The organism is Geobacillus sp. DSP4a, from assembly GCF_013096875.1.
GTDB classification, from domain to species: domain Bacteria; phylum Bacillota; class Bacilli; order Bacillales; family Anoxybacillaceae; genus Geobacillus; species Geobacillus thermophilus.
Genome location: NZ_SDLD01000003.1, coordinates 32,964 through 55,853 on the forward strand (window position 1 = coordinate 32,964; position 22,890 = coordinate 55,853).

Below are 22,890 nucleotides of genomic sequence, written 5' to 3' on the forward strand. Positions count from 1 at the left end.
TTTCCTCATTTGTTGAACAATAAGGAAAGACATCAGCCGGGCGAAAGGAGGGAGAGAGGCGCTGGTGACAGAAAAACGACTTCTGTTCTTCTCACTGCTGGCCATCGCCTTATATGTGTCGCCGTACTTTGTGCTCGGTGAAGATGCGCATATGCGCGTCCATGACAATTTGGATTCCAACATTGCCTGGTATAAAGTGCTCACCCGAAGCGGCGAACTGTTTGGACCGGTTGACGGAATCATCCCGCAAATCATTAACGGATTGCCGCGCAATGCGTTCGGCACAGAATTCAGCGGCATCGTTTGGCTTCACGCCCTGTTTCCATCCATTTACGCCTATGGGCTCAGTCAAGCCGCAACCCGCGTATTGGCGTTCATCGGCATGTATTTGCTGCTGCGAAAACATGTGCTGCCGGCCGGACGCTGGGGATGGATCCGCATCGGCGCTTCGTTAACGTTCGCGCTGACGCCGTTTTGGCCGTCGGGGATGTTGAGCACGCTCGGCATGCCGCTTGCGCTTTGGGCGTTTTTAAACATTCGGGGCGGGGAGCGTTCATGGGTGAATTGGGCGGTGTTGACGCTCTTGCCGCTTTACTCGAGCTTTGTGCTTGGCTTTTTCTTTTTCCTAAGCGCGCTTGGGATTTGGTGGCTCATTGATGTCATCCGCGGCAAGGGTTGGAATTGGCGGTTTTTGGCGGCCATCGTCTATATGACGGTGCTCTATTTGGCGGTCGACTACCGGCTTGTCCATTCGCTCTTGTTTTCCGATGAACCGACAAGCCGAGACGAATATTTCCACGCCCGCCTGCCGCTTTGGCGGGTGATCCGTCTGACGTTCAAAAACTATGTGCTCGGCCATACTCATGTGATGACGGTGCACGGGTTCGTCATTTTGCCGGTGACGCTCATCGCCTTGTACTTCGTGTGGAAGCGGAAGCGCTGGCGGCAGGAAATGCCGTTTCTTGTGCTGCACGTATTGAACTTCGCGTTATCGACATGGTATGCATTTTGGTTTTACAAAGGATGGCTGCCGCTCACGGAACGGTTTGATTTGCTCGATAAGTTCAATTTCGCCCGCTATCATTTTTTGCGGCCGATGGTCATTTACGTTTTGTTTGCGATGGCGCTGAAAATTATTTGGCAGGAAGGACGGCGGTGGCGGGCGGTCAGCGCGGCGGCGATCGCTTTGCAGCTGTTGGTGCTTGTCTTGCACAATGAGGAAATCGTCTACCGCAACAAGCCGTCATTTCGCGAATTTTACGCTGAGAAGCAATTTGCCGCCATCCGCGAGTATATCGGCCGTCCCGTCCATACATACCGCGTCGCCAGCATCGGCATCCACCCGGCGATCGCCCAGTACAACGGTTTTTACACGCTTGATACGTACAACAACTTTTACCCGTTGGAATACAAACACCGGTTCCGCCGCATTATCGCCAAGGAGCTGGAAAAAAACAAAAAGCTGCGCGAGTATTTTGACGAATGGGGCGGGCGCTGCTACCTTTTTGTCGACGAACTCGGCAAACATTATATGTTCAAGAAAACGTCGAAGCGGACGATCCGCCATCTTGAATTGAACACAAAAGCGTTTTACGCCATGGGCGGGCGTTATATTTTCTCGGCGTTGCCGATTGAAAACGCAAGCGACAACGCGTTGCATCTTGAGCGTGTGTTTCGCTCGGACGAATCTGCTTGGACGATTTACTTATACAAGGTCGCATGGAAAGGGGGAACGTGAGATGTCCGAACCGGTAGTAGCCATCGTCGTGCCGTGTTACAACGAAGAAGAGGTGCTCCCAGAGACGATCCGCCGCTTGCAGGCGCTGCGCGGCGAACTTGTTGAGGAAAAAATGATTTCGCCCAAAAGTGCGCTCTTGTTCGTGGATGACGGAAGCCATGACGATACATGGAAAATCATTTACAAGGCGAGCTTGCGCCATCCGGAAGTGAAAGGGCTGAAACTGGCGCGCAACGCTGGGCATCAAAACGCGTTGCTGGCCGGTCTGTTTGCGGCAAAAACACACGCCGACTGCTTGATTTCGATCGATGCCGATTTGCAAGATGATTTGTCGGCCATTCGCGAATTTGTGCAAAAGTTTCGCGAAGGGTATGACATCGTTTACGGCGTGCGCCGGCGTCGCGATACGGATACGTGGTTTAAACGCCATACCGCCCAAGGATTTTATCGGTTAATGAAGATGTTTGGCGTTGATCTCGTGTATAACCATGCCGACTACCGTCTGATGAGCCGGCGCGCGGTCGAGGCGCTCGAACAGTTCGGGGAAGTGAACTTGTTTTTGCGCGGCATCGTTCCGCTTCTAGGTTTTCGCTCGGCGGCCGTCTATTACGACCGGAAAGAACGGCTGGCCGGAAAAACAAAATACCCGTTAAAAAAAATGATCGCTTTTGCGCTCGACGGGGTCACATCGTTTAGCGTCACCCCGATTCGCTTTATTTCGCTCATCGGCTTTCTCTCGTTTGTCGTCAGCCTCATCTTCGGCGCCTATTTTCTCTTTTTAAAGTGGGCTGGGCATACCGAGACGGGATGGACGTCGCTCATTACCTCGATTTGGCTGCTAGGGGGGCTGCAGCTCATCGCCCTTGGGCTGATCGGGGAATACGTTGGAAAAATTTATAAGGAAACGAAACGGCGGCCGCGCTACATCGTCGATTTGGATTTATGGAACTGGCCACTGCCGCAGCGGCTGTCGTCATCGGCTTCGTCCGAGGAGGCGGAAGCGGCGAAGCGGCTGCGGCCATAAGGAAACGGCAGGCGTGCACAAGCGCGCCGTTTTTCTTTGTCTTGCAATTCTAAAAAAGAAAGAGTAGACTGATGGATGGGAATGATATGGCGGATTTTCGGGGGATGCAGAGAAGGCGGTCTTTCGCCGGCTGGCAAAGGCTGTTTGTCGAGAAAGGGGAGGATAAGCGATGGCCGATTGGCGTGAATGGGCGGAACTGCGCGAGCGGGTGAGAGAGGCCAATCCGCTCGTCCACAATATGACGAATGTCGTCGTGACGAATTTTACGGCGAACGGATTGCTGGCGCTTGGCGCTTCGCCGGTGATGGCGTATGCGAAAGAGGAAGTGGCAGAGATGGCGAAGCTTGCCGGCGCGCTCGTATTGAACATCGGGACGCTGAACGCTGAGGAAGTAGAGGCGATGTTGATCGCCGGACGGGCGGCGAACGAAGCCGGTGTGCCGGTGGTGTTCGACCCGGTCGGAGCCGGGGCCACGCGCTATCGAACGGAGACGGCGCGCCGCATCGCCGAACAGGTGAAGCTTGCAGCGGTCCGCGGCAATGCGGCGGAAATCGCCAATATGATCGGCGAGATGTGGGCGATTAAAGGCGTCGACGCCGGGGAAGGAAGCGGCGATGCCGCGGCTTTGGCGAAGCGGGCGGCGGCCAAGCTTGGCACCGTTGTGATCATCACCGGAAAGGACGATGTCGTCACGGACGGAAACACGACGTATTTGGTTCACAACGGCCACCCGCTGTTGACGAAAGTGACCGGGACGGGCTGTTTGTTGACGTCGGTGATTGGGGCGTTTGCCGCTGTTGAGCGTGATATGGTGAAGGCAGCGGTGGCGGCGCTCGCCTATTATGGCGTCGCGGCGGAGCGGGCGGCTGCAGAAGCTGGGGAGCGCAGTCCGGGCCGTTTTCAGTCGTTGTTTCTAGACGCGTTGGCGCACACAAGCGCCGATGATGTGAAGCGTGACGGACAGGTCGAACAACGGTAAAAGGAGAGGGGAGCCACATGGTATTCAAAGCGTTGACGATTGCTGGTTCGGACAGCGGCGGCGGCGCCGGCATTCAAGCGGATCTCAAAACGTTTCAAGAGCTTGGTGTGTTTGGCATGTCAGCGATCACAGCGGTGACGGCGCAAAATACGCTTGGCGTGCAAGGCGTCTTTCCGCTGTCGGCGGAGGCGGTCGCCGCCCAGATCGAATCGGTGGCCGCTGATTTAGGTGCCGATGCGGTGAAAACCGGCATGCTTTTTAGCGCCGATATCATCCGCACGGTGGCTGAACAGGTGAAAAAACACGGCTGGGAGCGGCTTGTCGTCGATCCGGTGATGATCGCGAAAGGCGGCGCCCCGTTGCTGCAAGAAGAGGCGGTGGCGGCGCTGAAAGAAGAACTGTTGCCGCTGGCGCTTGTCATTACGCCGAACATTCCGGAAGCGGAAGCGCTGACCGGCACGGCCATCCGCACGATGGATGACCGCCGCGAAGCGGCGCGCCGTCTGCACCGGATGGGCGCCCGCTACGTCGTGATTAAAGGCGGCCATGATGACGACGGCGAGGAAACGGTCGATTTGCTGTATAATGGAGACGGATTTTCGTATTTTAAAAGCAAGCGGATCGACACGCGCCATACGCACGGGACCGGTTGTACGTTCGCGGCGGCGATTGCGGCTGAACTGGCGAAAGGGCGCCACCCCGCTGATGCTGTGGCAACGGCGAAGGCGTTTGTACAATCGGCGATTGCCCATCCGCTCGGCATCGGCCAAGGCCACGGGCCGACGAACCATTGGGCGTATCGGCAATATGGGGAGTGAGACGGGTGGCGCGCATCACAAGCGAAGAAATGAAAGAGCGGTTGGCGGTGTACTTTATTATGGGAACCCCAAACAGTGAGAAGCCGGCGGAGCAGGTGCTCGAGGAAGCGCTTGACGGCGGCGTGACGCTGTTTCAATTTCGCGAAAAAGGACCGGGCGCTTTCAAAGGGGAAGACAAAGCGGCGCTCGCCCAAAGATTGCAGCGTCTTTGCCGCACTTATGGCGTGCCGTTTATCGTCAACGATGACGTCGAGCTGGCTATGGCCATCGATGCCGACGGTGTCCACGTCGGCCAAGATGATGAAGACGCGCGGCGCGTGCGGGAGAAAATTGGTGATAAAATTTTAGGCGTTTCCGCCCACAACGTCGAAGAAGCGATGGCGGCGATGGCGGCAGGGGCTGATTACATCGGCGTCGGCCCAATTTATCCAACCCGCTCAAAGGATGATGCGAACGAAGCGCAAGGCCCTGATATTCTTCGCCGCCTCCGCGAAGCGGGGATTACGATTCCGATTGTCGCCATCGGCGGCATTACGGCTGACAATGCAAGAGAGGTGATGGAGGCCGGAGCGGACGGGGTGTCGGTCATCAGCGCCATCGCGTCATCTCCGTCGCCTAAAGCCGCCGCTTCTCGTTTATTGGAGGCGGTGCGGGCTGCCCGTGTGAAACGGTGACCATCAAACAGACAAGACAAAAGGGTGTCCTGTTCGCAGGACACCCTTTTTGCGTCTTATGAAGCCGTCTGCCGCCACCTCAGCCACCGCCATTCAAGCAGCGGCCGCACGAGCCGGACGACCGGCCGGCTGCCGAGAACGAGCATAACGGCGACCGACAGCGCGAGCAGAAGCGGATAGCCGTGCACATCCATAATAAAATCCGTAAACGGCGTTTCGTGCAAATATTTTAAAATAAACCCGTGCAAGATATAGATGTAAAACGTGCGCGCCCCAAGCACGGAAAACGAGAAGCGCCGGCTCGGGATGAGCGACAGAAAGCCAAACATCATGAGCAGGCTCGTCCCATAAATGGCAAGGCGGCCCGCCGCGCCGGCCGGCTCCGACACGCCGAGCGTATCGTATGACTTTGAGCCGTACAACCAGTCTTGCGGCAAGTCTGGAAACCCGAAATGAATGAGCACAAACATGCCAGTCAGCACAAACAGCGAAGCGACGCGCACCGGTGCGGCAAACAGGCGCTCGATCGCCGGCTTTGGCGTGAAAAACCCGAGCAAAAAGAACGGGAAAAACGTGAGCGTTCTTGACAAGCTCAGCCATTTTTCCGCTTCCATCATCCCGCCGGCCAAGCCGAGAAGAAGCGCCATCGGCAGCGCGATCCGCTTCGGCAGCCGGCCGAACCATAACAGCAGCACGTTCCAGCTGAACAGGCTGAGCAAAAACCATAGGCTCCAATGCGGGGTCAACAAGTCAAGTTCCAACGACTGTTTGTCGTACAGGAAGAAGTAGTAGACCGAGTACAGCAGCTGGAACAGAACGTACGGAATGAGCAGCTTTTTCGTAATTTTTTGCAAGTAGCCGTGTTCATAGAACTTTTTGGCGAAATAGCCGGAAATGAAAATGAACGCCGGCATATGGAAAAAGAAAATCCACGTATACAAGCTGTGCACCCATAAGACGCCGTCAATGTACGGGCGCAGAAAGTGGCCAAACACGACAAGGAGCATCAACGCACACTTCGCGTTGTCAAAATAATAGTCCCGCTCCTTCACAGTGTTTCCTCCTTTTCTAACACATCAATTCGAATCATACTTCTTTTTTTTGGGGGAGTCAACCGCAGAAACATGCCGCTGCCGGAAAGCGGCTGTCCATGCAACAGTTTGACAAAGAAAGGTGATGATTGGGTGAAAAACGACCGCCGCGAAACGGACGATATGACGCAGTTATTGCAAATCATCAACGCCAAAGGGGACGAAGGGGAATTGAACGCCATCGTCTGCAACGATGAATTGTTTTGGAAAAGCTTGCGGGCGCAGGCGGAAGACAGTGCAAAAGGAGGCGAATAAGAAATGGAGTTGCTGCGGGCGAAACGGATCGCCGAGGCCGGAGAGATCGTCCCGGTGACGTATGAAGGAAAACGGGTGATCATTCAGCACGTCGATGAAGGGCGGGAAATGGCGCGCATTTATTTTGCTGATGAGCCGGAACGCGAGCAAGACGTACCGGTGCGCCTGCTTGAAGAGCTGTAGGCGCCGGGCAAGTTGTCGTTGTTTTGTCAAGGGAAAGCCGATGACACTCCTTGTTCGAATCTGATATAATAACGAAAGAAATGACGCTTGAACATTGGAGTGAGCAATATGAACATCGGGTTTGGAGAAATTGCGCTCATCGTCTTTTTCGCATTGCTCATTTTCGGGCCGAAAAAGCTGCCGGAGTTAGGGCAAGCGGCTGGAAAAACGCTGCGTGAATTCAAAAACGCGACAAAGGGCATCATTGACGACGACGAGGCGACAAAAGCGCAAAAATAAGAGGTTGGGCGAGAGCCTAGCCTCTTATTTTTTGCTTTGTCGGCCATTGTTCTCTCGCCGCAAAAAAAAAAGACAAGCTCTGCTGACAAGCGCCATATACATATACGGAGGTGCGTTCGTTCGTTGCAATCAGCCGGTGGCGGAGGGGAGTCATGATGATCAAAAAAATGGCGGCGGTGATCGTCGGCAGCCTGTTGATTGGCGTTGGCATCAACGTCTTTTTAGTTCCTCACCATTTGCTTGATGGGGGAATGATCGGGATCGGATTGATCGCCAAATATGTCTGGAACGTGCAAGCCGGATTGATGATGATCGTCTTAAGCGTTCCGCTTTACGTGGCGGCTTGGTTTTACTACCGCCCGTTTTTTTACAACAGTTTGCACGGTCTTTTGTTTTCCTCTTGGATGATTGACGTATTGTCGGTGTTGCGCGGCGTGGTGGCGCTCGATCCATTGTGGAGTGCCATGATCGGCGGAATCTTGGTTGGTGCAGGCATCGGGTTGATGCTGCGTGAGGAGACAAGCACGGGCGGCACCGACTTGCTCGCCCAGTTTATCGCGCGGCTGACGAACTGGAACGTTGGGATCGTTATTTTTGTGATTGATGCGTGCATCATTTCAGCTGGAAGCTTGATCATCGACTCCGTGCCCTTTGTTCATTCGCTTGTCGTCGTCACGGTTGTCGGGGCGGTGACAACGATGTTGACGCACGAAAAAACGATGGGGGTGTAATCCAGTCCCCACCGTTTTTTCATGGCCATTCCCCGCCTGTCCGCTGTCATGATCAAGACGGAAAGGGAGGCGGTTATGGAACTTGAGCGTTCGAGCCTGCAACGCTTCGTTGAGATGGCGTCATTCCGTTGCAACGGGCGGCATGCAGGCTGTTCCAGATGGAAGGCGGGCGCTTGTTCACGGTTTCGCCAGCTCGAGGGCACGATAGACGTTGATAAGTCCGTAGCCATAATACGGATCTTTTCCTCTCTCGCCTAAGTCATCAGCGCTTTCCAAAATAATGCTGCGCACTTCATCATTCGAAAGCCGCGGGTTGACGGAACGAATCAAGGCGGCGAGCGCCGCGACGTGGGGAGCGGCCATGGATGTGCCGGAAAGAGCGGCGTACTGATGGCCGGCAAATGTGCTGGCAATGTTCGTCCCGGGCGCCACCACATCGATGTACTCGCCATAATTGGAATACAAAGCGTAGGATAGATCCGGGTCGACGGCCCCGACGCTGATCACTTCCGGATACGCGGCCGGAAAGCTCGGCTGTGATGTGCTGTCATTGCCGGAGGCGGCGACAAGCACGACATCATGGGCGTCGGCGTAGCGGATCGCCTCTTCAAGCACCGAGGATGGTTGGTAGTTGCCAAGGCTTAAATTGATGACCTTTGCCCCGTGGTCGACCGCCCAGCGGATGCCTTTCGCCACGTCGATGCTCGTTCCATAGCCGTCCGCATTTAATGCTTTGACGGCCATGATCGGGTTGAACCATGTTATGCCGGCGACTCCTTCGTCGTTGTTCGGCTGTGAGGCGATAATGCCAGCGACATGGGTGCCATGGCCATTTTCGTCATTCGGAGAGCGGTCGTCGGCCAATACGTTGTATCCGGGACCAAGGCGGCGGATTAAATCGGGATGGGTCAAATCGACCCCGCTGTCAATGATGGCGACAGGCACGGTTTGTTTGCCGCGCGACAACGTCCAGCCGTCTTCGGTATGAATGGCCGGCAAGTTCCACTGGTAGCGGGCGTAAAACGAATCGTTCGGCGTCTCGACCGGCCGGGAAAGGTCGTTTTGCATATAAATGTAGTTCGGCTCGCAATACTCGACTGTTGGGAGGGTGCGGAAATAGCGGCGCATATCCTCGTACGTCTGTTCGTGCGAACGGAAAACAAATACGTGATCGAGCCGCTTGACAAGCTGGCCGCGGATGGCGGCTTCCATCTGTGTAAGGTGGCGGTGATCCGGCGGAGTTTGAAAACGGACTGCAATTTCATTGTAAAAATAGTGGCTTCGGTCGCCGCGTTCGTTATGGCGAATTTCCCGAATGCGCGGATGCGCGTTCAGCTGCTCTTTAAGCTGTTCTCCGGCGTTGAGGCTGTCTAAGGCGACGATCGTCGGATGGGTGCGCGCGTCGTTTGTGTCAAACGGCTCAAGGCGCGGCGGAACCGGGACGTTTTCTTGCGGCGCCGGCCGGGTGAAACTGACCACGGCGGCAACGACGAGGGCGACGGCGGCGCCGAGGGCGGCCCATATCGTGTATCGGCGATTCATGTGGTTCACCTCCTTGTTGTTAGGATGGGCAAATGGAGGGCAAATCATGAAAAATGGGATTCCCCTTGCAGCGGGCGAATCCCATTTGTGCGTTCAGCGGCCGGCTGATTGCAACACTTGCTGCGCCGTTTGCATATCGACGCGCAGCTGCTCTTGGACGTTGGTCGGATGATAGTATCCTTTGTTGATCATGTATTGGCTAATTTGCTCGTGAAACGCAATCGCGTCATTTAACTTCCCTCCGAAAGAAGTCTCCTACTTCTAAACGTGAAGGTGCGCCAGCACCAGTGAAAGTGGGAGATGAATGTCGGTTGGCGTTAGCCAACGAATAGGATAGAATATGGCTAGAACGGACACCTTCGGAACGAAGGGAAGCGTAAAGGGTTCTTGTGTGTGGCTTACCGTTCGGCGAACACGCACAAGTCGCTTGAAGCCCCCACCTCCAAGCGAAGCGTAGGTGGTGGGTAGTTCACATGTTGCTTCAGCGTATTGCGCACTTCCGGGGTTGTTGCTTCGGCAATGGCCATTGCGCACGCTTTGATCGCACTTTTCGCCCCAATGAGATAGTCGGCGGCGATCATTTGATCATTGAATACGCCGGTCGGCGTCATCGTTGCCTGCATCGTTGTCCCTCCTCCGTTCGTTACGATAATAAGTTTTGCAAGTCGCGGATGTGCTGCTCTGTTTTTTGCATGTCTTGTTGAATGAGCGATTTCAGCTGCGGGCCGCTCGCCATTAGACTATTTGTTGTCGCACACGTCGTGCTGATCGCTTTTGGGGATGTTTTCCTTGCAATGACGTTCCTCGGATTGTCCACACTAACGGACAAGGAGGGACAATTGATGAACGAAACGTGTTTCTATTGCCAATGCGAGTGCGACGACAACGTGCATTACGTCTCGTTCCATGCGAACGATGAAGAACGCGAGGAAGCGCTTTGTCCGGAATGTTACCAAGAATGGCTGCAGGGCATGAAAGGCTAAAAAAACCGCGCCGGTTCGGTTACGGTGCGGTTTTTTCCGCGAGCGGAGGGGTGGTGACGACATCGGACAAGTCGCTCTCTTCGTCATAAGAACGATACACGGCTGCTTTGGTCCGCGAAGCGTGAAGCGACAACGATAAAATGCGCTCGTTCCCGTTGTGGGCGACTTTTGTTTCCATCCTCAGCGCCGCATCCGCCAGTGTCAGCGAGTAAAAGCGGTACGTCAAACCGAGCCAAGTGCGCTCGGACCGGACGGTGTCCGGATGATGGCGGATCAGCTCCGCCAGCTCGGCAAACGAATGGTTTTCCCGCTGAAGCCATTCGCGAATGACGGCTGCCGTCTGTTCTGGCAAATGTTTCCATGACGGTGTCATCGACATCATCCTTTTTTACATCCAGCATGCCCATTTTCGCCCTTTGTTATGCGGGCAGGCGGATGGAAAACGTCGTCATGTCTTCATCGGATGAACAGCGGATATCTCCGCCATGGTCTTCAATCACTTTTTTGCAAATGTACAACCCGATGCCGGTTCCGAGTTTTTTTGTCGTAAAAAACGGCTCGAAAATCGTTTCCACAATGTCGGCCGGAATGGACGGACCGTTGTTGGCGATTTCGATGATGGTGCTTCCGTCTTGGCAACGGGCGGCGATGTTGATCCGCCGCGGTTTTTCCCTCTCTTTCAACGCTTCGATCGAGTTGAGCAAAATATTTACCAGCACATGGCGCAGCTGATCTTTATAGGCAAATATATGTATGGATTCATCGATCGCCACCGAAAGGTCGACATCGCTGTCGACGATCGAGGCGTATAAAAACTCGATAATTTCCTCCAACAGCTGGCAAAGCGAAAACGTTTCCTTTTCGCTTTCAACAATTTCTTTGCGTGAGGCATGCAAAAATTGCGAAATGCGAAATTTCAGCTGCTGCAACTCATGGTCGATAATGTCTAAATAAGGAAGATGCGGATACTCAAACTTCAATAATTGAATAAAACCAATAATAGCCGTAAGCGGATTGCGAAACTCATGGACAAAACTCGATGACATTTGTCCGAGCAGCGTCAGCCGGTCTTGATGCGATCTGGCAATGAGCGCATTTTTCTCATGCAGCTCCTTTTCTTTTAACTCATTGTATTTGGTGACCGCATGAAACAAAAACTGGTCAAACAACTCGTTCATATGGTCAATGAGTGGGGCGAGCTCATCGACGGACAGCGGTGCGGCCAACGCATGGTTGATGATCAGGCGCCGTCCCAAGTTTACGTTGTAAACAAGGGCGCCGATGCCGGTGTTCATCTCCGCCCGTTCTTTGGCGATTTTGTTCGCCAGCCGTTCAACCATCTCGCCGGGCCACGACTGCAGCAGCGCCTCTTTGACCAAGGTGAACACCGCCAAGCCGTTTTGTTCGACACAGTCGATATATTTGTCATCGTCGGCAATTTTCATTTGCTGCCGCCAATAGGCGAGAAAGTTCGGCAAATGGGTTTCCAAATGGGTGACGAGCTGCTGTGCCGCAGATGCCAAAAAAGCCACCTCGCTTTCTGTCGTTTATTTTTATTATAATTGGGAACATCGAACTAGAACAGAGGGAAAATGGCTGCATATCCGAGAAAACTAGTTTCCTTCCGCGAAAAAGGCGGGTGGTTTGAACAAAAACGGAAAAATCATTTATAATGAATGGGACGAACAAATATTTTGCAAAAGGTTGGGGACGATCGTGAAATTGTATGACTCGATTTTAGATTTGATCGGTGGCACGCCGATTGTCAAGTTGCGCCGCCTTCCTGATCCAAACGGGGCAGAGGTATACATAAAGCTCGAATCGTTCAACCCAGGCGGCAGCGTCAAAGATCGGCCGGCTTGGGAAATGATCCGCCGGGCAGAGGCGGAAGGGAAAATTACGCCTGGAAAAAGCACGATCATCGAACCGACGTCCGGCAACACCGGCATCGGGTTGGCCATGGTGTGCGCCGCCCGCGGGTATCGCTGCATCATCACGATGCCCGACAATGCGACGGTGGAGCGGGTGAAAATTTTAAAGGCGTACGGAGCCGAAGTTTATTTGACGCCGGCGGAGAAGCGGATGCAAGGGGCAATTGATGAAGCGAACCGGCTGGCTGGCGAAATCCCTGACAGCTTCATTCCGATGCAGTTTGAAAATTCGGCCAATCCGGATGCGCATCGCCATACAACGGCGGTGGAAATTTACGAGGCGTTTGATGGGCGGCTCGATGCGTTCGTGCTCACCGCCGGCACCGGCGGGACGGTGACGGGAACAGGGGAGGAACTGAAAAAGCGCATCCCAAATTTGCGCATTTACGTCGTTGAACCGTACGGTTCGCCGGTGTTGTCGGGCGGGAAGCCGGGGCCGCACAAAATTCCCGGCACGGGTCCGGGGTTTATCCCGAAAATTTTAAACCGCTCGATTTACGATGACATTTTTTTGATCAAAGATGAGGATGCCCAGCAAATGGCGCGCCAACTGGCGGCCAAGGAAGGCATTTTGGTCGGCGCCTCAGCGGCGGCGAGCGCTTATTACGCCATCAAAGTGGCAAAACAGCTCCCGAAAGGCGCACGCGTCCTTTGCATGGCGCCCGATTCCGGCGAGCGGTATTTGTCATCCGATTTATTCGCCGATTAAGCGGACGTCGATCGACGAAAAAAGCGAGGATTTCTTGCCTTTCATTGGGAAGTGAAGCATTCCTCTCTGCAAAACAAAGAGGAATGCTTTTGTTTGATCGTTTGCCGGTGTGGAGAACAAAAAAACCGACCGGTCGTTCTTGATGAAGGATGACAATCGGCTTTCTTTCTGGTTCCTTGGCGCATGCGTTGAGCGCCTCAGCGGGGAGTGCAGTGAATCGTTGCTGTTCTTTTGGCAGATCGAACGAGCGCAGCGCTGCGTCATGGTCGGAATGATAAAAACAGTGACGGATTTCATGAACCATTTCGAATTCCTCCATCGATGACGGCAGGAACGCTTGGGGAGATGGGCCGGCAATTGCCGGTGATGTTGCTGACAGCGTTCATCGCTTTGGCGCCGGGGGGTATGGATCAAATGGGGATTTTGGCGCGGGAAGCGCATGCCGATCTTGCTGTTGTGACAAGTTATCAAATGTTCCGCATTTTTTTCATTTTGCTTGTCATTCCGCCGGTGCTGAAAAAATGGTTTGCCGCCCGCTGGTTTCGATCGATTGAACGATGGGTCATGCCGTCTGCGTCAATCCAAAAGAAAGGGCTGTGACAAGAAACAAATATATGCTAAACTAGAAAGAAAAAGGAGGGGGTTGCCATGAACCATTCGACCGTTTATCGTCCGCACAGCCCGGTGGCGAAGTTGGCGGTTTCCTTTTTAGCGGCGCTGGCTGTTGCGACCGCAGGGCTGTATGCCGGGCAATGGGTGCCGGCCGGGATGTACTTGCCGCTCTATGGCTTGGAACTCATTTTGCTTTTGGTGATGATCTTCGCCCGCCGCAAAAAAGCGGTCGGCTATCCGCTCATGTTTGCGTTTATGTTTGTCTCGGGGGCGACGCTCTATCCGCTCATCGGCTATTACTTGTCCGTCATCGGCGCAGCGGCGGTGTTCAAAGCGTTTGCGCTGGCCGTTGTCTCGTTTTCCGGCGTTGCCATTTACGCGGCGAGAACGAAAGAAGATTTTTCGTTCCTCGGCGGGTTTTTGATGCTTGGCGCGTTTGCGCTTCTTGGCTTGCTGATCATCCAATGGTTCATTCCATTTTCCAGCGTCGGGCAAATGGGCATCGCTGCTTTGGGGATTTTGATTTTCCTTGGCTTTACGATTTACGACATCAACCGTTTGGCCCGCTACGGCTTTACGGAAGCGGATATCCCGATGATTGTCGTCAATATTTACCTTGATTTCATCAATTTGTTTGTCTACATTTTGCGTTTTTTCGCCAGCGATGAGGATTGAGTGCCAAAAAGGGCTGCCAAAAGGAGCAGCCCTTTTTCTATGACGATGGCACAGATCAAAGCGGCAAGTCGAAATGGTGCGGCTATTTTTTTACGGCATGAAAGGTGAAACGCGGTGAGGCAGGAATCGGCAAATGGTGGGGCGAATAAAAGAAAGAAATGGAGAAGAAAGGGGCCTCATGATGAAGTTTGCCGTCAATGTTTCGACGATTTTCACGGAAGCGCCGTTTCTTGCCCGGTTTGCCAAGGCGAAGCAGCACGGGTTTTCGCACGTTGAGTGCCAGTTTCCGTACGCTGCGGCGCCTGAGGCGGTTGCCGCTGAACTGGAGGAATACGGGCTGTCGCTCGTTACGATCAACTTGCCGGCCGGCGATTGGGAAAAGGGGGAGCGCGGACTGGCGATTCTTCCCGGCCGTCATGACGATTTCCGCCGTGCGCTTGAGGAAGGGGTGCGCTATGCGCTCGCGCTTGGCGCGCCGCGTCTTCATTGCATGGCTGGAGTGGTTCCGGCCGATTTGCCGCGGGAACGGGCGAAAGAAATATACATGCGCCGCTTGGATGAGACGGCCGCTGCGCTCGGCGTCCACGGTTTGACGCTGACGATTGAACCGATCAATCCGTTCGATATGCCGGGCTACTTTTTAACGGATATTGATGAAGCCGTGGCCATCATTCGCGCTCTTGGCAGGGCAAATGTGAAAGTGCAATACGACATCTACCATATGGCGCGGCTTGGGCGCGATGTGACAGCGACGTTTGCGGCCTATGAACCATTGATTGACCATGTGCAATTTGCCGATGCCCCCGGGCGGCATGAGCCGGGGACGGGAGCGCTTCCGTATCGCGAGATTTTCGCATTTTTGCAAGAGCAAGGCTACAATGGAGCGATTGGGCTTGAGTACATTCCATCAGGGAAAAGCAGCGAAAGTTTTGCCTGGTATGAGGAATACCGCGGAATGAAAGGGGGAGGCGGACGATGATGCGCGTCGGCTTTATCGGATTGGGCGTGATGGGCTCGCGCATGGCTAGACGGCTGCTTGAAGCGGGATTCAATGTTACGGTGTACAACCGTACGACAGAAAAAGCGGTTCCGCTTGTCAACCTTGGAGCCCGACAGGCGGCGACAGTGGCAGAGCTGGCTGGTGAGGCGGATATCATTTGCACGTGTTTATCGATGCCGGATGATGTCATCGAGGTGTATACAGGTGAAGGCGGCGTCCTCAGCGTGGCCCGGCCTGGGACGATTTGTCTTGATTTTACGACCGTCGGCCCGAAAACAAGCCGATTTGTCGCCCGGCGCGCCGGTGAGCGCGGCGTCGCCTATTTGGATGCGCCAGTAAGCGGCGGTCCGGAAGGGGCGGAGCAAGGGGCGCTGACAATCATGGTCGGCGGAGCGAAAGAAGCATGGGAGCAGGTGCGCCCACTGCTTCAGGCGTTGGGAAAAACGGTCGAATATTTAGGGGAAAGCGGCGCCGGCAGCGCGGCGAAAGTGATCAATCAGTACTTGGTTGCTGTCCATTCCGTCGCCGCGGCGGAAGCGATGGTCGCTGGCGTCGCTTATGGGCTTGATGCCGGGAAGCTGTATCGGCTGTTAAAAGAAAGCTACGGAGACAGCCGGATGCTGCGCCGCCATATGGAGCAGTTCGTGCTGCCGCGTCAATTCACTCCTGGCGGGGCGGTGAAGTATGTGCACAAGGACGTGCGCCTGGCGAACGAGTTGATGGACGAGATCGGCCTTGGCCGCCGCCTCGGCATGCAGGCGGAAGAAGCGTTTGCCGAAGCGGTCGCCGCAGGCCTTGCCGATTTGGATATGTCAGCGGTCATCCAGCCGCTCGAACAGCGGGTCAAGGTGACAGTGGAAGAGACAGAATGAACAAAATGGTTGATGAATTCAAAAAATTCGTTGAAAAAATGCATGATCAATGATTTAATAGAGGTAGCGGCACCCTCGCTGCGCAGGGAGCCGTTCGCCTTGCCGAAACGCCAGATGCGTTTCATTTTTTTAAACTATGAAAAAGAAACATTGTTTCCTATCGCGAAACAAAGGAGGGGCAACGATGCTCTCGTTGACATGGCTGGATGAGTTAAGCGCGCTTTTGCGCCCCGGACAAATCGAAGTGAACGAATCCCCGCACCCCCTCGGCAACAGCGGGGCGGCGACCGTTTATCCGCAAACGGAAGACGAGATCGCCGCCGTGCTCCGCTATGCCGACCGCCAAGGCAAAAAGGTCGTCATCGCCGGCCGCGGCACGAAACGGGGGTTCGGCGGGCAACGGGAACAGGCAGACATCTTGTTGTCGTTGGAACACTATACCGGCATTGTCGAACATGCGGCCGCTGATATGACGGTCACCGTGAAGGCAGGAACGAAATTTGGCGATTTGCAGCGCGCGCTCGCCCCGTATCGGCAAAAGGTCGCCTTAGATCCGTTTTGGCCGGAGGAAGCGACGATCGGCGGAGTGATTGCGGCCAACGACAGCGGACCGAAGCGTCTCGGCTACGGGTCGGCGCGCGATTCCGTCATCGGGATGCGCATCGTGTACCCAGATGGGACGATCATCCGTTCAGGCGGCAAAGTCGTGAAAAACGTCGCCGGCTACGATATGAACAAGCTGTTCATTGGAGCGATGGGGACGCTCGGCGTGTTGAGCGAGATCACGCTCAAGCTCCGGCCGTTGCCAAAATATGAAAGTGTTGTTTTATTGTCGTTTCCAACCGGCGATGTTCATGATATTCGCTCGTTTGCGGTTTCCTTCCTTGATACGATGATGGAGCCGGTTTGCTTTGAACTGCTTAACCCGGCGCTTTCCGAGCGGCTGACGGGACGGCCGGTTTATACGCTTGTGATCGGGTTTGAAGATGTGGAAAACGCCGTCCATTACCAAGAACAATGGGTGGAACGGCTGCGGCCGAAAATGGCGGAAATGTCCGTTTTAGTTGCTGAGGAGGCTTCCGCCTTTTGGCAGGCGTTTTATACAGCGGCGCCGAACGGGCGCCTGGCGCTGGCGAAAAACGGCGTGGAAGCGGCGGTGAAAATCGGCGTCGTCAACTTGGATGTGCTCGCCGTCTTGCGGGAAAGCGTTCTCATCGCTGATCGCTGCCACGTCCGTCTTGAGGCGCACGGTGGATTGGGCCATGGGCTTTGCCAGGTGTATGTACACGGAAGCGAAGAAGGGGTGTTGGCGGCCATTGAGGAGCTGCGTCAGGCAGCGGTTCGTCTTGGCGGCTATGCGATCGTGAAACATTTGCCATTTTCGCTGCGCCAGCGCGTTGACGTTTGGGGCGGAAAGCCATCGTACTTTTTCTTGCTCGAAGGCATTAAGCGAAAAGTGGATCCAAACAAAACGGTCAACGATCAGCGCTTTATTGGGGGGATTTAATCATGAGCACGATAATCAATGAACGGACGGACAGCTCGGCGTGTGCGACCGCGAGCCTCGGCAACTACCGATTTCCCGACTTGCCGGACCCGAGCAAGTGGGCTGATTGCGTCCACTGCGGCATGTGCTTGGAGTCGTGTCCGACGTATGAACAAACCGGCCAAGAGCAGCACTCTCCGCGCGGCCGCGTCCATTTGATGAAATCGGTCGGCGAAGGAAAGCTTGAGTTGACGCCTGATTTGCTCGATCCGATTTTTACGTGCCTCGATTGCCGTGCCTGCACGACGGCCTGTCCGGCCGATGTCGATGTCGGTGGGCTTATTGAACAAGTGCGCGGCCAGCTCCGCCAGGCGGTGCCGCTCACCGGTTGGCAGGCGCTTGTCAGCGACGTTTTCTTAAAAGGCATTTTTCCGCATCCGTCGCGCCTCGATTGGCTCGGCCGCCTGCTGAAATGGTACCAAAAAAGCGGCTTGCAGACGGCGGCGCGCAAAACGGGGCTGCTCAAGGTGATGCCGGACCATTTGGCCGAAATGGAGGCGATTTTGCCGGCCGTCGGTACGCCGGTGCGGAAAAAGTATCAACACCAGCCGCTCATTAAGGCGAAAGGGGAAACGAAGCGGACGGTTGCCGTTTTGACCGGATGCGTCATGGATGTTATGTTTAGTGATATTAACGAAGCGACGATCCGTGTGTTGACCCATAACGGCAATGATGTCGTCATCGTCCCGGACCAGACGTGCTGCGGGGCGCTCCATGTGCACGCCGGCGACCGGGAAACGGGCCGGAAGCTCGCCAAGCAAAACATCGAGGCGTTTCAAGATGTCGACCATGTCATTGTCAACGCCGCCGGCTGCGGCTGCATGTTGAAAGAGTACCCGGAATTGTTCCGCGATGACCCGGAATGGCATGAAAAGGCGGAGCAATTTGCCGCCAAAGTTGAGGATGTGTCCAAATTTTTGCATGACACGGGCTTCAAAGCGCCGAAAGCCGAACTGAACGTGCGCCTCACCTACCATGATGCGTGTCACCTTGCCCATGGCCAGGGCATCCGCCAAGAGCCGCGCGCTTTGATTGAAAGCATTCCAGGGGTGGAAATGGTCGCCATGCCAAACGCCGATCGCTGCTGCGGCAGCGCGGGGATTTACAACCTCACCCATCCGGAGATGGCGCAGGCGGTGCTTGAGAGCAAAATGCAAAACGTGCCGCAAGAGGTGGAACTCATTTCCATGGGCAATCCGGGCTGCATGCTGCAAATGGCGCTTGGCGTGAAAAAATACGGGCGAAGCCAAAAAATCGTCCATACGGTGCAGCTGCTCGATTGGGCATATCAAAAAGAGGAAGGGAAGGACGTGCGTATATGAGAAAACGGCTGATTGCAACGAACGATCCGCACATTCAGGCGCTCGCCCGCATTGTCGGCGAAACGGCAATTTTGTACCGGAAGGAAGATTTAATGGCGTACGACTGCGACGGATTTACCGTCCACCGCCATCTGCCAAGGGCGGTCGTATTCCCGAACAGCACGGAGCAAGTGGCGGCGGTCGTCAAGTACTGCCATGAGCATGACCTTCCGTTTCTCGCCCGCGGCGCCGGCACGGGGCTAAGCGGCGGGGCGATTCCGCTAAACGGCGAAGTCGTGATCAGCCTGACGCGGATGAAGCGGCTTTTGCACGTCGATTTGGAAAACCGGCGCGCCGTCGTCGAGCCGGGGTTCGTCAATTTAAAATTGACAAACTCGGTTGCCCACCGCGGCTACTACTATGCGCCCGATCCGTCAAGCCAATACTGCTGCACGATCGGCGGCAACGTCGCGGAAAACGCCGGCGGCGCCCATTGCTTGAAATATGGGGTGACGACGAACCATATTTTGGGGCTTGAAGTTGTCCTGCCGAACGGCGAAGTGATTGAAATCGGCGCAAACGGCGTCCCCGACCCGCCCGGCTACGATTTGCTTGGGCTGTTGACCGGATCGGAAGGAACGCTTGGCATCGTGACGAAAATTACGGTCCGCTTGTTGAAAAATCCGGAAGCGAAACAGACGGTGCTCGCCTATTTTGACGAAGTGGAAGATGCAAGCCAAACCGTCTCCGACATCATTTCCGCCGGGATTGTGCCGGCGGCGCTGGAGATGATGGACCAGACGGCCATCGAGGCGGTTGAAGCGGCCGCGTTTCCAGTCGGCCATCCGAAAGACATCGCCGCGCTGTTGCTCATTGAAGTGGACGGCATTTCCGCCGGGATTGACGAGCAAATCGACGATATTTTAACGATTTGCCGCCGCCACCATGTGCGCGAAGTGAAAGTCGCCCAGTCAGAGGAAGAGCGGGCGCGCTGGTGGGCGAACCGGAAAACCGGCTTTGGCGCCATGGGGGCGATTTCGCCGGATTATTTAGTGCAAGACGGCGTCATTCCGCGCAGCCGGCTGCCGGAAGTGTTGAACGAAATCGCCAACATCAGCCGCAAATACGGGCTTCGGATTGCGAATATTTTCCATGCTGGAGACGGCAATTTGCACCCGCTTGTGTTGTTTGATGCGAGCAAGCCTGGGGAGACAGAGCGGGCGCTTGCCGCCGGAAGCGAATGCCTCAAGGCGTGTGCAGCGGTCGGCGGATCGATCACCGGCGAACATGGCGTTGGCATTGAGAAAAAAGAAGAGATGCGCTTCATCTTCACTGACGAGGAAATTTTGGCGCAAACGGCCATCCGCGACGTGTTTAACCCGAAAAACTTGCTCAACGCCGGCAAGCTGTTTCCGACGCCGGGGCGGTGCGTAGAGACAAAACGGATACCGTCCGCAGTAAAATGAAAATTTTGCAAAAATGATTGCCAGTCATTTCGTTTCATGGTATCATCTTTTTAGATGAATTAAGAAACAGTGTTTCGTAATAAGAAACAAAAAGGGGGAGAACCGAACGATGGCTGATTACGTACAAGTCGGGACGATTCAAGTGGCGAAAGTGTTTTATGAGTTTGTCAACGGGGAGCTCCTGCCGAACAGCGGGCTCGACCAAGACAAGTTTTGGCGCGATTTTGCCGCGCTCATCGCCGATTTGACGCCGCGCAACAAAGAGCTGCTGGCGCGCCGCGATGAGATCCAGCAACAATTGAATGAGTGGCATAAAGCGCACCGCGGCCGCTTCAATTTTGACGAGTATAAAGCGTTTTTAACCGAAATCGGCTATTTGGAGCCGGAAGTTGAGGACTTCGAAATTACGACAGAAAATGTGGATGATGAAATTGTCATGCAGGCCGGGCCGCAGCTCGTCGTGCCGCTCACAAACGCCCGCTATGCGCTGAACGCCGCCAATGCCCGCTGGGGCAGCTTATATGACGCGCTGTACGGCACCGACGCCATCAGCGAAGAAGACGGCGCCTCACGCGGTTCATCGTACAACCCGGTGCGCGGGGCGAAAGTCATCGCCTACGGACGGCAGTTTTTGGATGAGGCGGTGCCGCTTGCCGAATATTCCCATCAAGACGCAGTCCAATACGCGGTCGTGGACGGGCGGCTCGTCGTGACGGTTGAAGGAGGGGCGACGACAGGGCTGAAAGAGCCGGAAAAATTCGTCGGCTTCCAAGGCGACCCGCAACATCCGACAGCGGTGTTGCTGAAGAACAATGGTCTTCACATTGAAATTCAAATCGACCGCGAGCATCCGGTCGGCAAAACGGACAAAGCCGGCATTAAAGACATTGTGCTCGAAGCGGCGGTCACAACGATCATGGACGGCGAAGATTCGGTGGCGGCCGTTGATGCCGAAGACAAAGTGCTTGTCTACCGCAACTTGTTCGGCCTCATCAAAGGCGATTTGACGGCGACGTTTGAGAAAAACGGCAAGCTGATGACGCGGGCGTTAAACCCGGATCGCGTCTATGAAACGCCGGATGGCGGAAAGCTTGTGCTGCCGGGCCGTTCGCTTATGTTCGTGCGCAACGTCGGGCACTTAATGACGAACAACGCGATTTTGCATGCGAATGGCGAAGAAGTGCATGAAGGGATCATCGATGCCGTCATTACGAGCTTGATCATGAAACACTCGCTCATCGGCAATACGCGCTATTTGAACTCGCGCAAAGGCTCGATTTACATCGTCAAGCCGAAAATGCACGGATCGGCGGAAGTGGCGTTTGCCAATGAGCTGTTTGACCGCGTCGAAGACATGCTCGGCCTCGAGCGGAACACGATCAAAATCGGCGTCATGGATGAAGAGCGGCGGACGTCGCTCAACTTGAAAAACTGCATCTACCAAGTGCGCGACCGCATCGTCTTCATCAACACCGGCTTCCTCGACCGGACGGGCGACGAGATTCATACATCGATGGAAGCAGGGCCGATGCTGCGCAAAAACGAGATGAAATCATCGACTTGGCTGCAGGCGTATGAAAAATCGAACGTTGCCGTTGGGCTTGCCGCCGGCTTCCGCGGCCGGGCGCAAATCGGCAAAGGGATGTGGGCGATGCCGGATTTGATGGCCGAAATGCTGAAGCAAAAAGGGGCGCAGCTGAAAGCGGGCGCCAACACGGCATGGGTGCCGTCACCGACGGCGGCTACGCTCCATGCGCTTCATTACCATCAAGTGAACGTCGCGGCTGTGCAAAGCGAGCTGGCGAACGAGCGAGCCGACTATCGCGACGACATTTTGCAAATTCCGGTTGTCGACAACCCGCAATGGACGGCAGAGGAAATTCAAGAAGAAATCGACAACAACTGCCAGAGCATTTTAGGTTATGTCGTTCGCTGGGTCGATCAAGGAATCGGCTGCTCGAAAGTGCCGGACATCCATAACATTGGGCTGATGGAAGACCGGGCGACGCTCCGCATTTCGAGCCAAATTCTCGCCAACTGGCTCCACCATGGCATTTGCACGAAAGAGCAAGTGCTTGAAGCGCTTAAGCGAATGGCGAAAGTCGTCGACGAGCAAAATGCCGGCGATCCGAACTATCGGCCGATGGCGCCGAACTACGATGATTCGGTGGCGTTCCAAGCGGCGTGCGACCTCGTGTTCCTCGGCTATGAACAGCCAAACGGCTATACCGAGCCGATTTTGCACCGCCGCCGCCAAGAAGCGAAAGCAAAATTTGCGGCTGTGCAGCCATAAGCCGACGCCGGAATCGAGGGGCAAGGGCGGCATCGCTCTTGTTCCTTCCTTATATGAATTATAAATCAGAAAATTCAATAAATAATGAGAAGGGAGGCCGCTCCTAGTTGCTACTGGCCGGTTGTGGAACCGAACGCAGCCAAAAAGGCGGCACGAGAAGACGAGCTCAGGTTAGTAGCCAGGAATTG

The 22,890-nt window shown here is 55.0% G+C and carries 24 protein-coding genes and 1 pseudogene; 19 read left to right on the plus strand and 6 right to left on the minus strand.

Going from position 1 to position 22,890, the window contains the following annotated elements; translation table 11 throughout:
* The first annotated feature begins 64 nt into the window (after nt 1–64).
* From ETC02_RS02065 to thiE, 5 genes are all read left to right on the plus strand, one after another.
* Entirely contained in the window at nt 65–1,738 is a 1,674-nt protein-coding gene (locus ETC02_RS02065) for a DUF6044 family protein (protein ID WP_371810014.1), read from the plus strand.
* 1 nt (nt 1,739) lies between these two features.
* A complete protein-coding gene (locus ETC02_RS02070) occupies nt 1,740–2,762 on the plus strand; it encodes a glycosyltransferase family 2 protein (RefSeq protein WP_171698012.1) in 1,023 nt (340 codons plus the stop codon).
* 169 nt (nt 2,763–2,931) lie between these two features.
* The gene (thiM, locus tag ETC02_RS02075) at nt 2,932–3,741 is read left to right on the plus strand and encodes a hydroxyethylthiazole kinase (RefSeq protein WP_047818275.1); all 810 of its coding nucleotides are present in this window, start codon (nt 2,932–2,934) and stop codon (nt 3,739–3,741) included.
* 17 nt (nt 3,742–3,758) lie between these two features.
* On the plus strand, nt 3,759–4,559 hold the full coding sequence (gene thiD, locus ETC02_RS02080) for a bifunctional hydroxymethylpyrimidine kinase/phosphomethylpyrimidine kinase (protein WP_033009277.1): 801 nt from the start codon (nt 3,759–3,761) through the stop codon (nt 4,557–4,559).
* Nucleotides 4,560–4,564: 5 nt separating this feature from the next.
* Nucleotides 4,565–5,233 carry a thiamine phosphate synthase gene (thiE, locus tag ETC02_RS02085; protein ID WP_033009275.1) on the plus strand — a complete coding sequence of 223 codons (669 nt, stop codon included), beginning with the start codon at nt 4,565–4,567 and terminating at the stop codon, nt 5,231–5,233.
* 56 nt (nt 5,234–5,289) lie between these two features.
* On the opposite strand, the gene ETC02_RS02090 is transcribed toward thiE, so the two are convergent.
* On the minus strand, nt 5,290–6,285 hold the full coding sequence (locus ETC02_RS02090) for an acyltransferase family protein (RefSeq protein WP_171698013.1): 996 nt from the start codon (nt 6,283–6,285) through the stop codon (nt 5,290–5,292).
* 72 nt (nt 6,286–6,357) lie between these two features.
* Between ETC02_RS02090 and ETC02_RS02095 the strand changes: the two genes are divergently transcribed.
* From ETC02_RS02095 to ETC02_RS02110, 4 genes are all read left to right on the plus strand, one after another.
* A complete protein-coding gene (locus tag ETC02_RS02095) occupies nt 6,358–6,579 on the plus strand; it encodes a hypothetical protein (protein WP_033015364.1) in 222 nt (73 codons plus the stop codon).
* A 3-nt stretch (nt 6,580–6,582) separates the two neighbouring features.
* Entirely contained in the window at nt 6,583–6,762 is a 180-nt protein-coding gene (locus ETC02_RS02100) for an H-type small acid-soluble spore protein (RefSeq protein WP_044743955.1), read from the plus strand.
* Between the two features lie 108 nt (nt 6,763–6,870).
* On the plus strand, nt 6,871–7,041 hold the full coding sequence (locus tag ETC02_RS02105) for a twin-arginine translocase TatA/TatE family subunit (RefSeq protein WP_020959661.1): 171 nt from the start codon (nt 6,871–6,873) through the stop codon (nt 7,039–7,041).
* 155 nt (nt 7,042–7,196) lie between these two features.
* Entirely contained in the window at nt 7,197–7,772 is a 576-nt protein-coding gene (locus ETC02_RS02110) for a YitT family protein (protein ID WP_095859294.1), read from the plus strand.
* A 177-nt stretch (nt 7,773–7,949) separates the two neighbouring features.
* Here the strand turns inward: ETC02_RS02110 and ETC02_RS02115 are convergent, their stop codons facing one another.
* The 3 genes and pseudogenes from ETC02_RS02115 to ETC02_RS02125 all read right to left on the minus strand — a co-directional run bounded on the left by ETC02_RS02115 (nt 7,950) and on the right by ETC02_RS02125 (nt 9,937).
* Nucleotides 7,950–9,314 carry a S8 family peptidase gene (locus tag ETC02_RS02115; RefSeq protein ID WP_171698014.1) on the minus strand — a complete coding sequence of 455 codons (1,365 nt, stop codon included), beginning with the start codon at nt 9,312–9,314 and terminating at the stop codon, nt 7,950–7,952.
* Between the two features lie 93 nt (nt 9,315–9,407).
* A pseudogene (locus tag ETC02_RS17600) lies at nt 9,408–9,542 on the minus strand (spore coat protein); the annotation flags it as partial.
* A gap of 170 nt (nt 9,543–9,712) precedes the next feature.
* On the minus strand, nt 9,713–9,937 hold the full coding sequence (locus tag ETC02_RS02125; RefSeq protein ID WP_015374703.1) for a spore coat protein: 225 nt from the start codon (nt 9,935–9,937) through the stop codon (nt 9,713–9,715).
* 219 nt (nt 9,938–10,156) lie between these two features.
* Between ETC02_RS02125 and ETC02_RS02130 the strand changes: the two genes are divergently transcribed.
* Nucleotides 10,157–10,297 (plus strand): hypothetical protein, encoded by a 141-nt coding sequence (locus ETC02_RS02130; RefSeq protein WP_015374705.1) that lies wholly within the window; start codon nt 10,157–10,159, stop codon nt 10,295–10,297.
* 19 nt (nt 10,298–10,316) lie between these two features.
* On the opposite strand, the gene ETC02_RS02135 is transcribed toward ETC02_RS02130, so the two are convergent.
* Entirely contained in the window at nt 10,317–10,670 is a 354-nt protein-coding gene (locus tag ETC02_RS02135; RefSeq protein ID WP_050368789.1) for a hypothetical protein, read from the minus strand.
* Between the two features lie 46 nt (nt 10,671–10,716).
* Complete coding sequence (locus ETC02_RS02140) at nt 10,717–11,820, minus strand: histidine kinase N-terminal domain-containing protein (protein ID WP_050368624.1); 1,104 nt, start codon at nt 11,818–11,820, stop codon at nt 10,717–10,719.
* Nucleotides 11,821–12,013: 193 nt separating this feature from the next.
* On the opposite strand from ETC02_RS02140, the gene cysK reads away from it, so the two are divergent.
* From cysK to ETC02_RS02185, 9 genes are all read left to right on the plus strand, one after another.
* The gene (gene cysK, locus ETC02_RS02145) at nt 12,014–12,937 is read left to right on the plus strand and encodes a cysteine synthase A (protein WP_050368790.1); all 924 of its coding nucleotides are present in this window, start codon (nt 12,014–12,016) and stop codon (nt 12,935–12,937) included.
* A gap of 231 nt (nt 12,938–13,168) precedes the next feature.
* On the plus strand, nt 13,169–13,537 hold the full coding sequence (locus tag ETC02_RS18040) for an AbrB family transcriptional regulator (protein ID WP_256370874.1): 369 nt from the start codon (nt 13,169–13,171) through the stop codon (nt 13,535–13,537).
* A gap of 48 nt (nt 13,538–13,585) precedes the next feature.
* On the plus strand, nt 13,586–14,224 hold the full coding sequence (locus ETC02_RS02155; protein WP_050368627.1) for a Bax inhibitor-1/YccA family protein: 639 nt from the start codon (nt 13,586–13,588) through the stop codon (nt 14,222–14,224).
* Nucleotides 14,225–14,405: 181 nt separating this feature from the next.
* Complete coding sequence (hyi, locus tag ETC02_RS02160; protein WP_171698015.1) at nt 14,406–15,203, plus strand: hydroxypyruvate isomerase; 798 nt, start codon at nt 14,406–14,408, stop codon at nt 15,201–15,203.
* The gene (locus ETC02_RS02165) at nt 15,200–16,096 is read left to right on the plus strand and encodes an NAD(P)-dependent oxidoreductase (RefSeq protein ID WP_063211763.1); all 897 of its coding nucleotides are present in this window, start codon (nt 15,200–15,202) and stop codon (nt 16,094–16,096) included. Before hyi ends, ETC02_RS02165 begins: the two co-directional genes overlap by 4 nt.
* Nucleotides 16,097–16,280: 184 nt before the next feature.
* A complete protein-coding gene (locus ETC02_RS02170) occupies nt 16,281–17,603 on the plus strand; it encodes an FAD-binding oxidoreductase (protein ID WP_063211761.1) in 1,323 nt (440 codons plus the stop codon).
* Nucleotides 17,604–17,605: 2 nt separating this feature from the next.
* Nucleotides 17,606–18,964 carry a (Fe-S)-binding protein gene (locus tag ETC02_RS02175; protein WP_063211759.1) on the plus strand — a complete coding sequence of 453 codons (1,359 nt, stop codon included), beginning with the start codon at nt 17,606–17,608 and terminating at the stop codon, nt 18,962–18,964.
* Nucleotides 18,961–20,409 carry an FAD-linked oxidase C-terminal domain-containing protein gene (locus ETC02_RS02180; RefSeq protein WP_050368631.1) on the plus strand — a complete coding sequence of 483 codons (1,449 nt, stop codon included), beginning with the start codon at nt 18,961–18,963 and terminating at the stop codon, nt 20,407–20,409. The genes ETC02_RS02175 and ETC02_RS02180 overlap by 4 nt, the downstream gene beginning before the upstream one ends.
* 109 nt (nt 20,410–20,518) lie before the next feature.
* Nucleotides 20,519–22,702: a malate synthase G gene (locus tag ETC02_RS02185; protein ID WP_050368632.1), complete on the plus strand. Its 2,184-nt coding sequence runs from the start codon at nt 20,519–20,521 to the stop codon at nt 22,700–22,702.
* The last annotated feature ends 188 nt before the right edge of the window (nt 22,703–22,890 follow it).

Bases quoted from the DNA above. Each gene is read 5' to 3' on its own strand.
- ETC02_RS02070 (WP_171698012.1), top strand. From the start codon at position 1,740: ATGTCCGAACCGGTAGTAGCCATCGTCGTGCCGTGTTACAACGAAGAA.
- thiM (WP_047818275.1), top strand. From the start codon at position 2,932: ATGGCCGATTGGCGTGAATGGGCGGAACTGCGCGAGCGGGTGAGAGAG.
- thiD (WP_033009277.1), top strand. From the start codon at position 3,759: ATGGTATTCAAAGCGTTGACGATTGCTGGTTCGGACAGCGGCGGCGGC.
- ETC02_RS02095 (WP_033015364.1), top strand. From the start codon at position 6,358: ATGCCGCTGCCGGAAAGCGGCTGTCCATGCAACAGTTTGACAAAGAAA.
- ETC02_RS02100 (WP_044743955.1), top strand. From the start codon at position 6,583: ATGGAGTTGCTGCGGGCGAAACGGATCGCCGAGGCCGGAGAGATCGTC.
- ETC02_RS02105 (WP_020959661.1), top strand. From the start codon at position 6,871: ATGAACATCGGGTTTGGAGAAATTGCGCTCATCGTCTTTTTCGCATTG.
- ETC02_RS02110 (WP_095859294.1), top strand. From the start codon at position 7,197: ATGATCAAAAAAATGGCGGCGGTGATCGTCGGCAGCCTGTTGATTGGC.
- ETC02_RS02115 (WP_171698014.1), bottom strand. From the start codon at position 9,314: ATGAATCGCCGATACACGATATGGGCCGCCCTCGGCGCCGCCGTCGCC.
- ETC02_RS02125 (WP_015374703.1), bottom strand. From the start codon at position 9,937: ATGCAGGCAACGATGACGCCGACCGGCGTATTCAATGATCAAATGATC.
- ETC02_RS02130 (WP_015374705.1), top strand. From the start codon at position 10,157: ATGAACGAAACGTGTTTCTATTGCCAATGCGAGTGCGACGACAACGTG.
- ETC02_RS02135 (WP_050368789.1), bottom strand. From the start codon at position 10,670: ATGACACCGTCATGGAAACATTTGCCAGAACAGACGGCAGCCGTCATT.
- ETC02_RS02155 (WP_050368627.1), top strand. From the start codon at position 13,586: ATGAACCATTCGACCGTTTATCGTCCGCACAGCCCGGTGGCGAAGTTG.
- hyi (WP_171698015.1), top strand. From the start codon at position 14,406: ATGAAGTTTGCCGTCAATGTTTCGACGATTTTCACGGAAGCGCCGTTT.
- ETC02_RS02165 (WP_063211763.1), top strand. From the start codon at position 15,200: ATGATGCGCGTCGGCTTTATCGGATTGGGCGTGATGGGCTCGCGCATG.
- ETC02_RS02170 (WP_063211761.1), top strand. From the start codon at position 16,281: ATGCTCTCGTTGACATGGCTGGATGAGTTAAGCGCGCTTTTGCGCCCC.
- ETC02_RS02175 (WP_063211759.1), top strand. From the start codon at position 17,606: ATGAGCACGATAATCAATGAACGGACGGACAGCTCGGCGTGTGCGACC.
- ETC02_RS02180 (WP_050368631.1), top strand. From the start codon at position 18,961: ATGAGAAAACGGCTGATTGCAACGAACGATCCGCACATTCAGGCGCTC.
- ETC02_RS02185 (WP_050368632.1), top strand. From the start codon at position 20,519: ATGGCTGATTACGTACAAGTCGGGACGATTCAAGTGGCGAAAGTGTTT.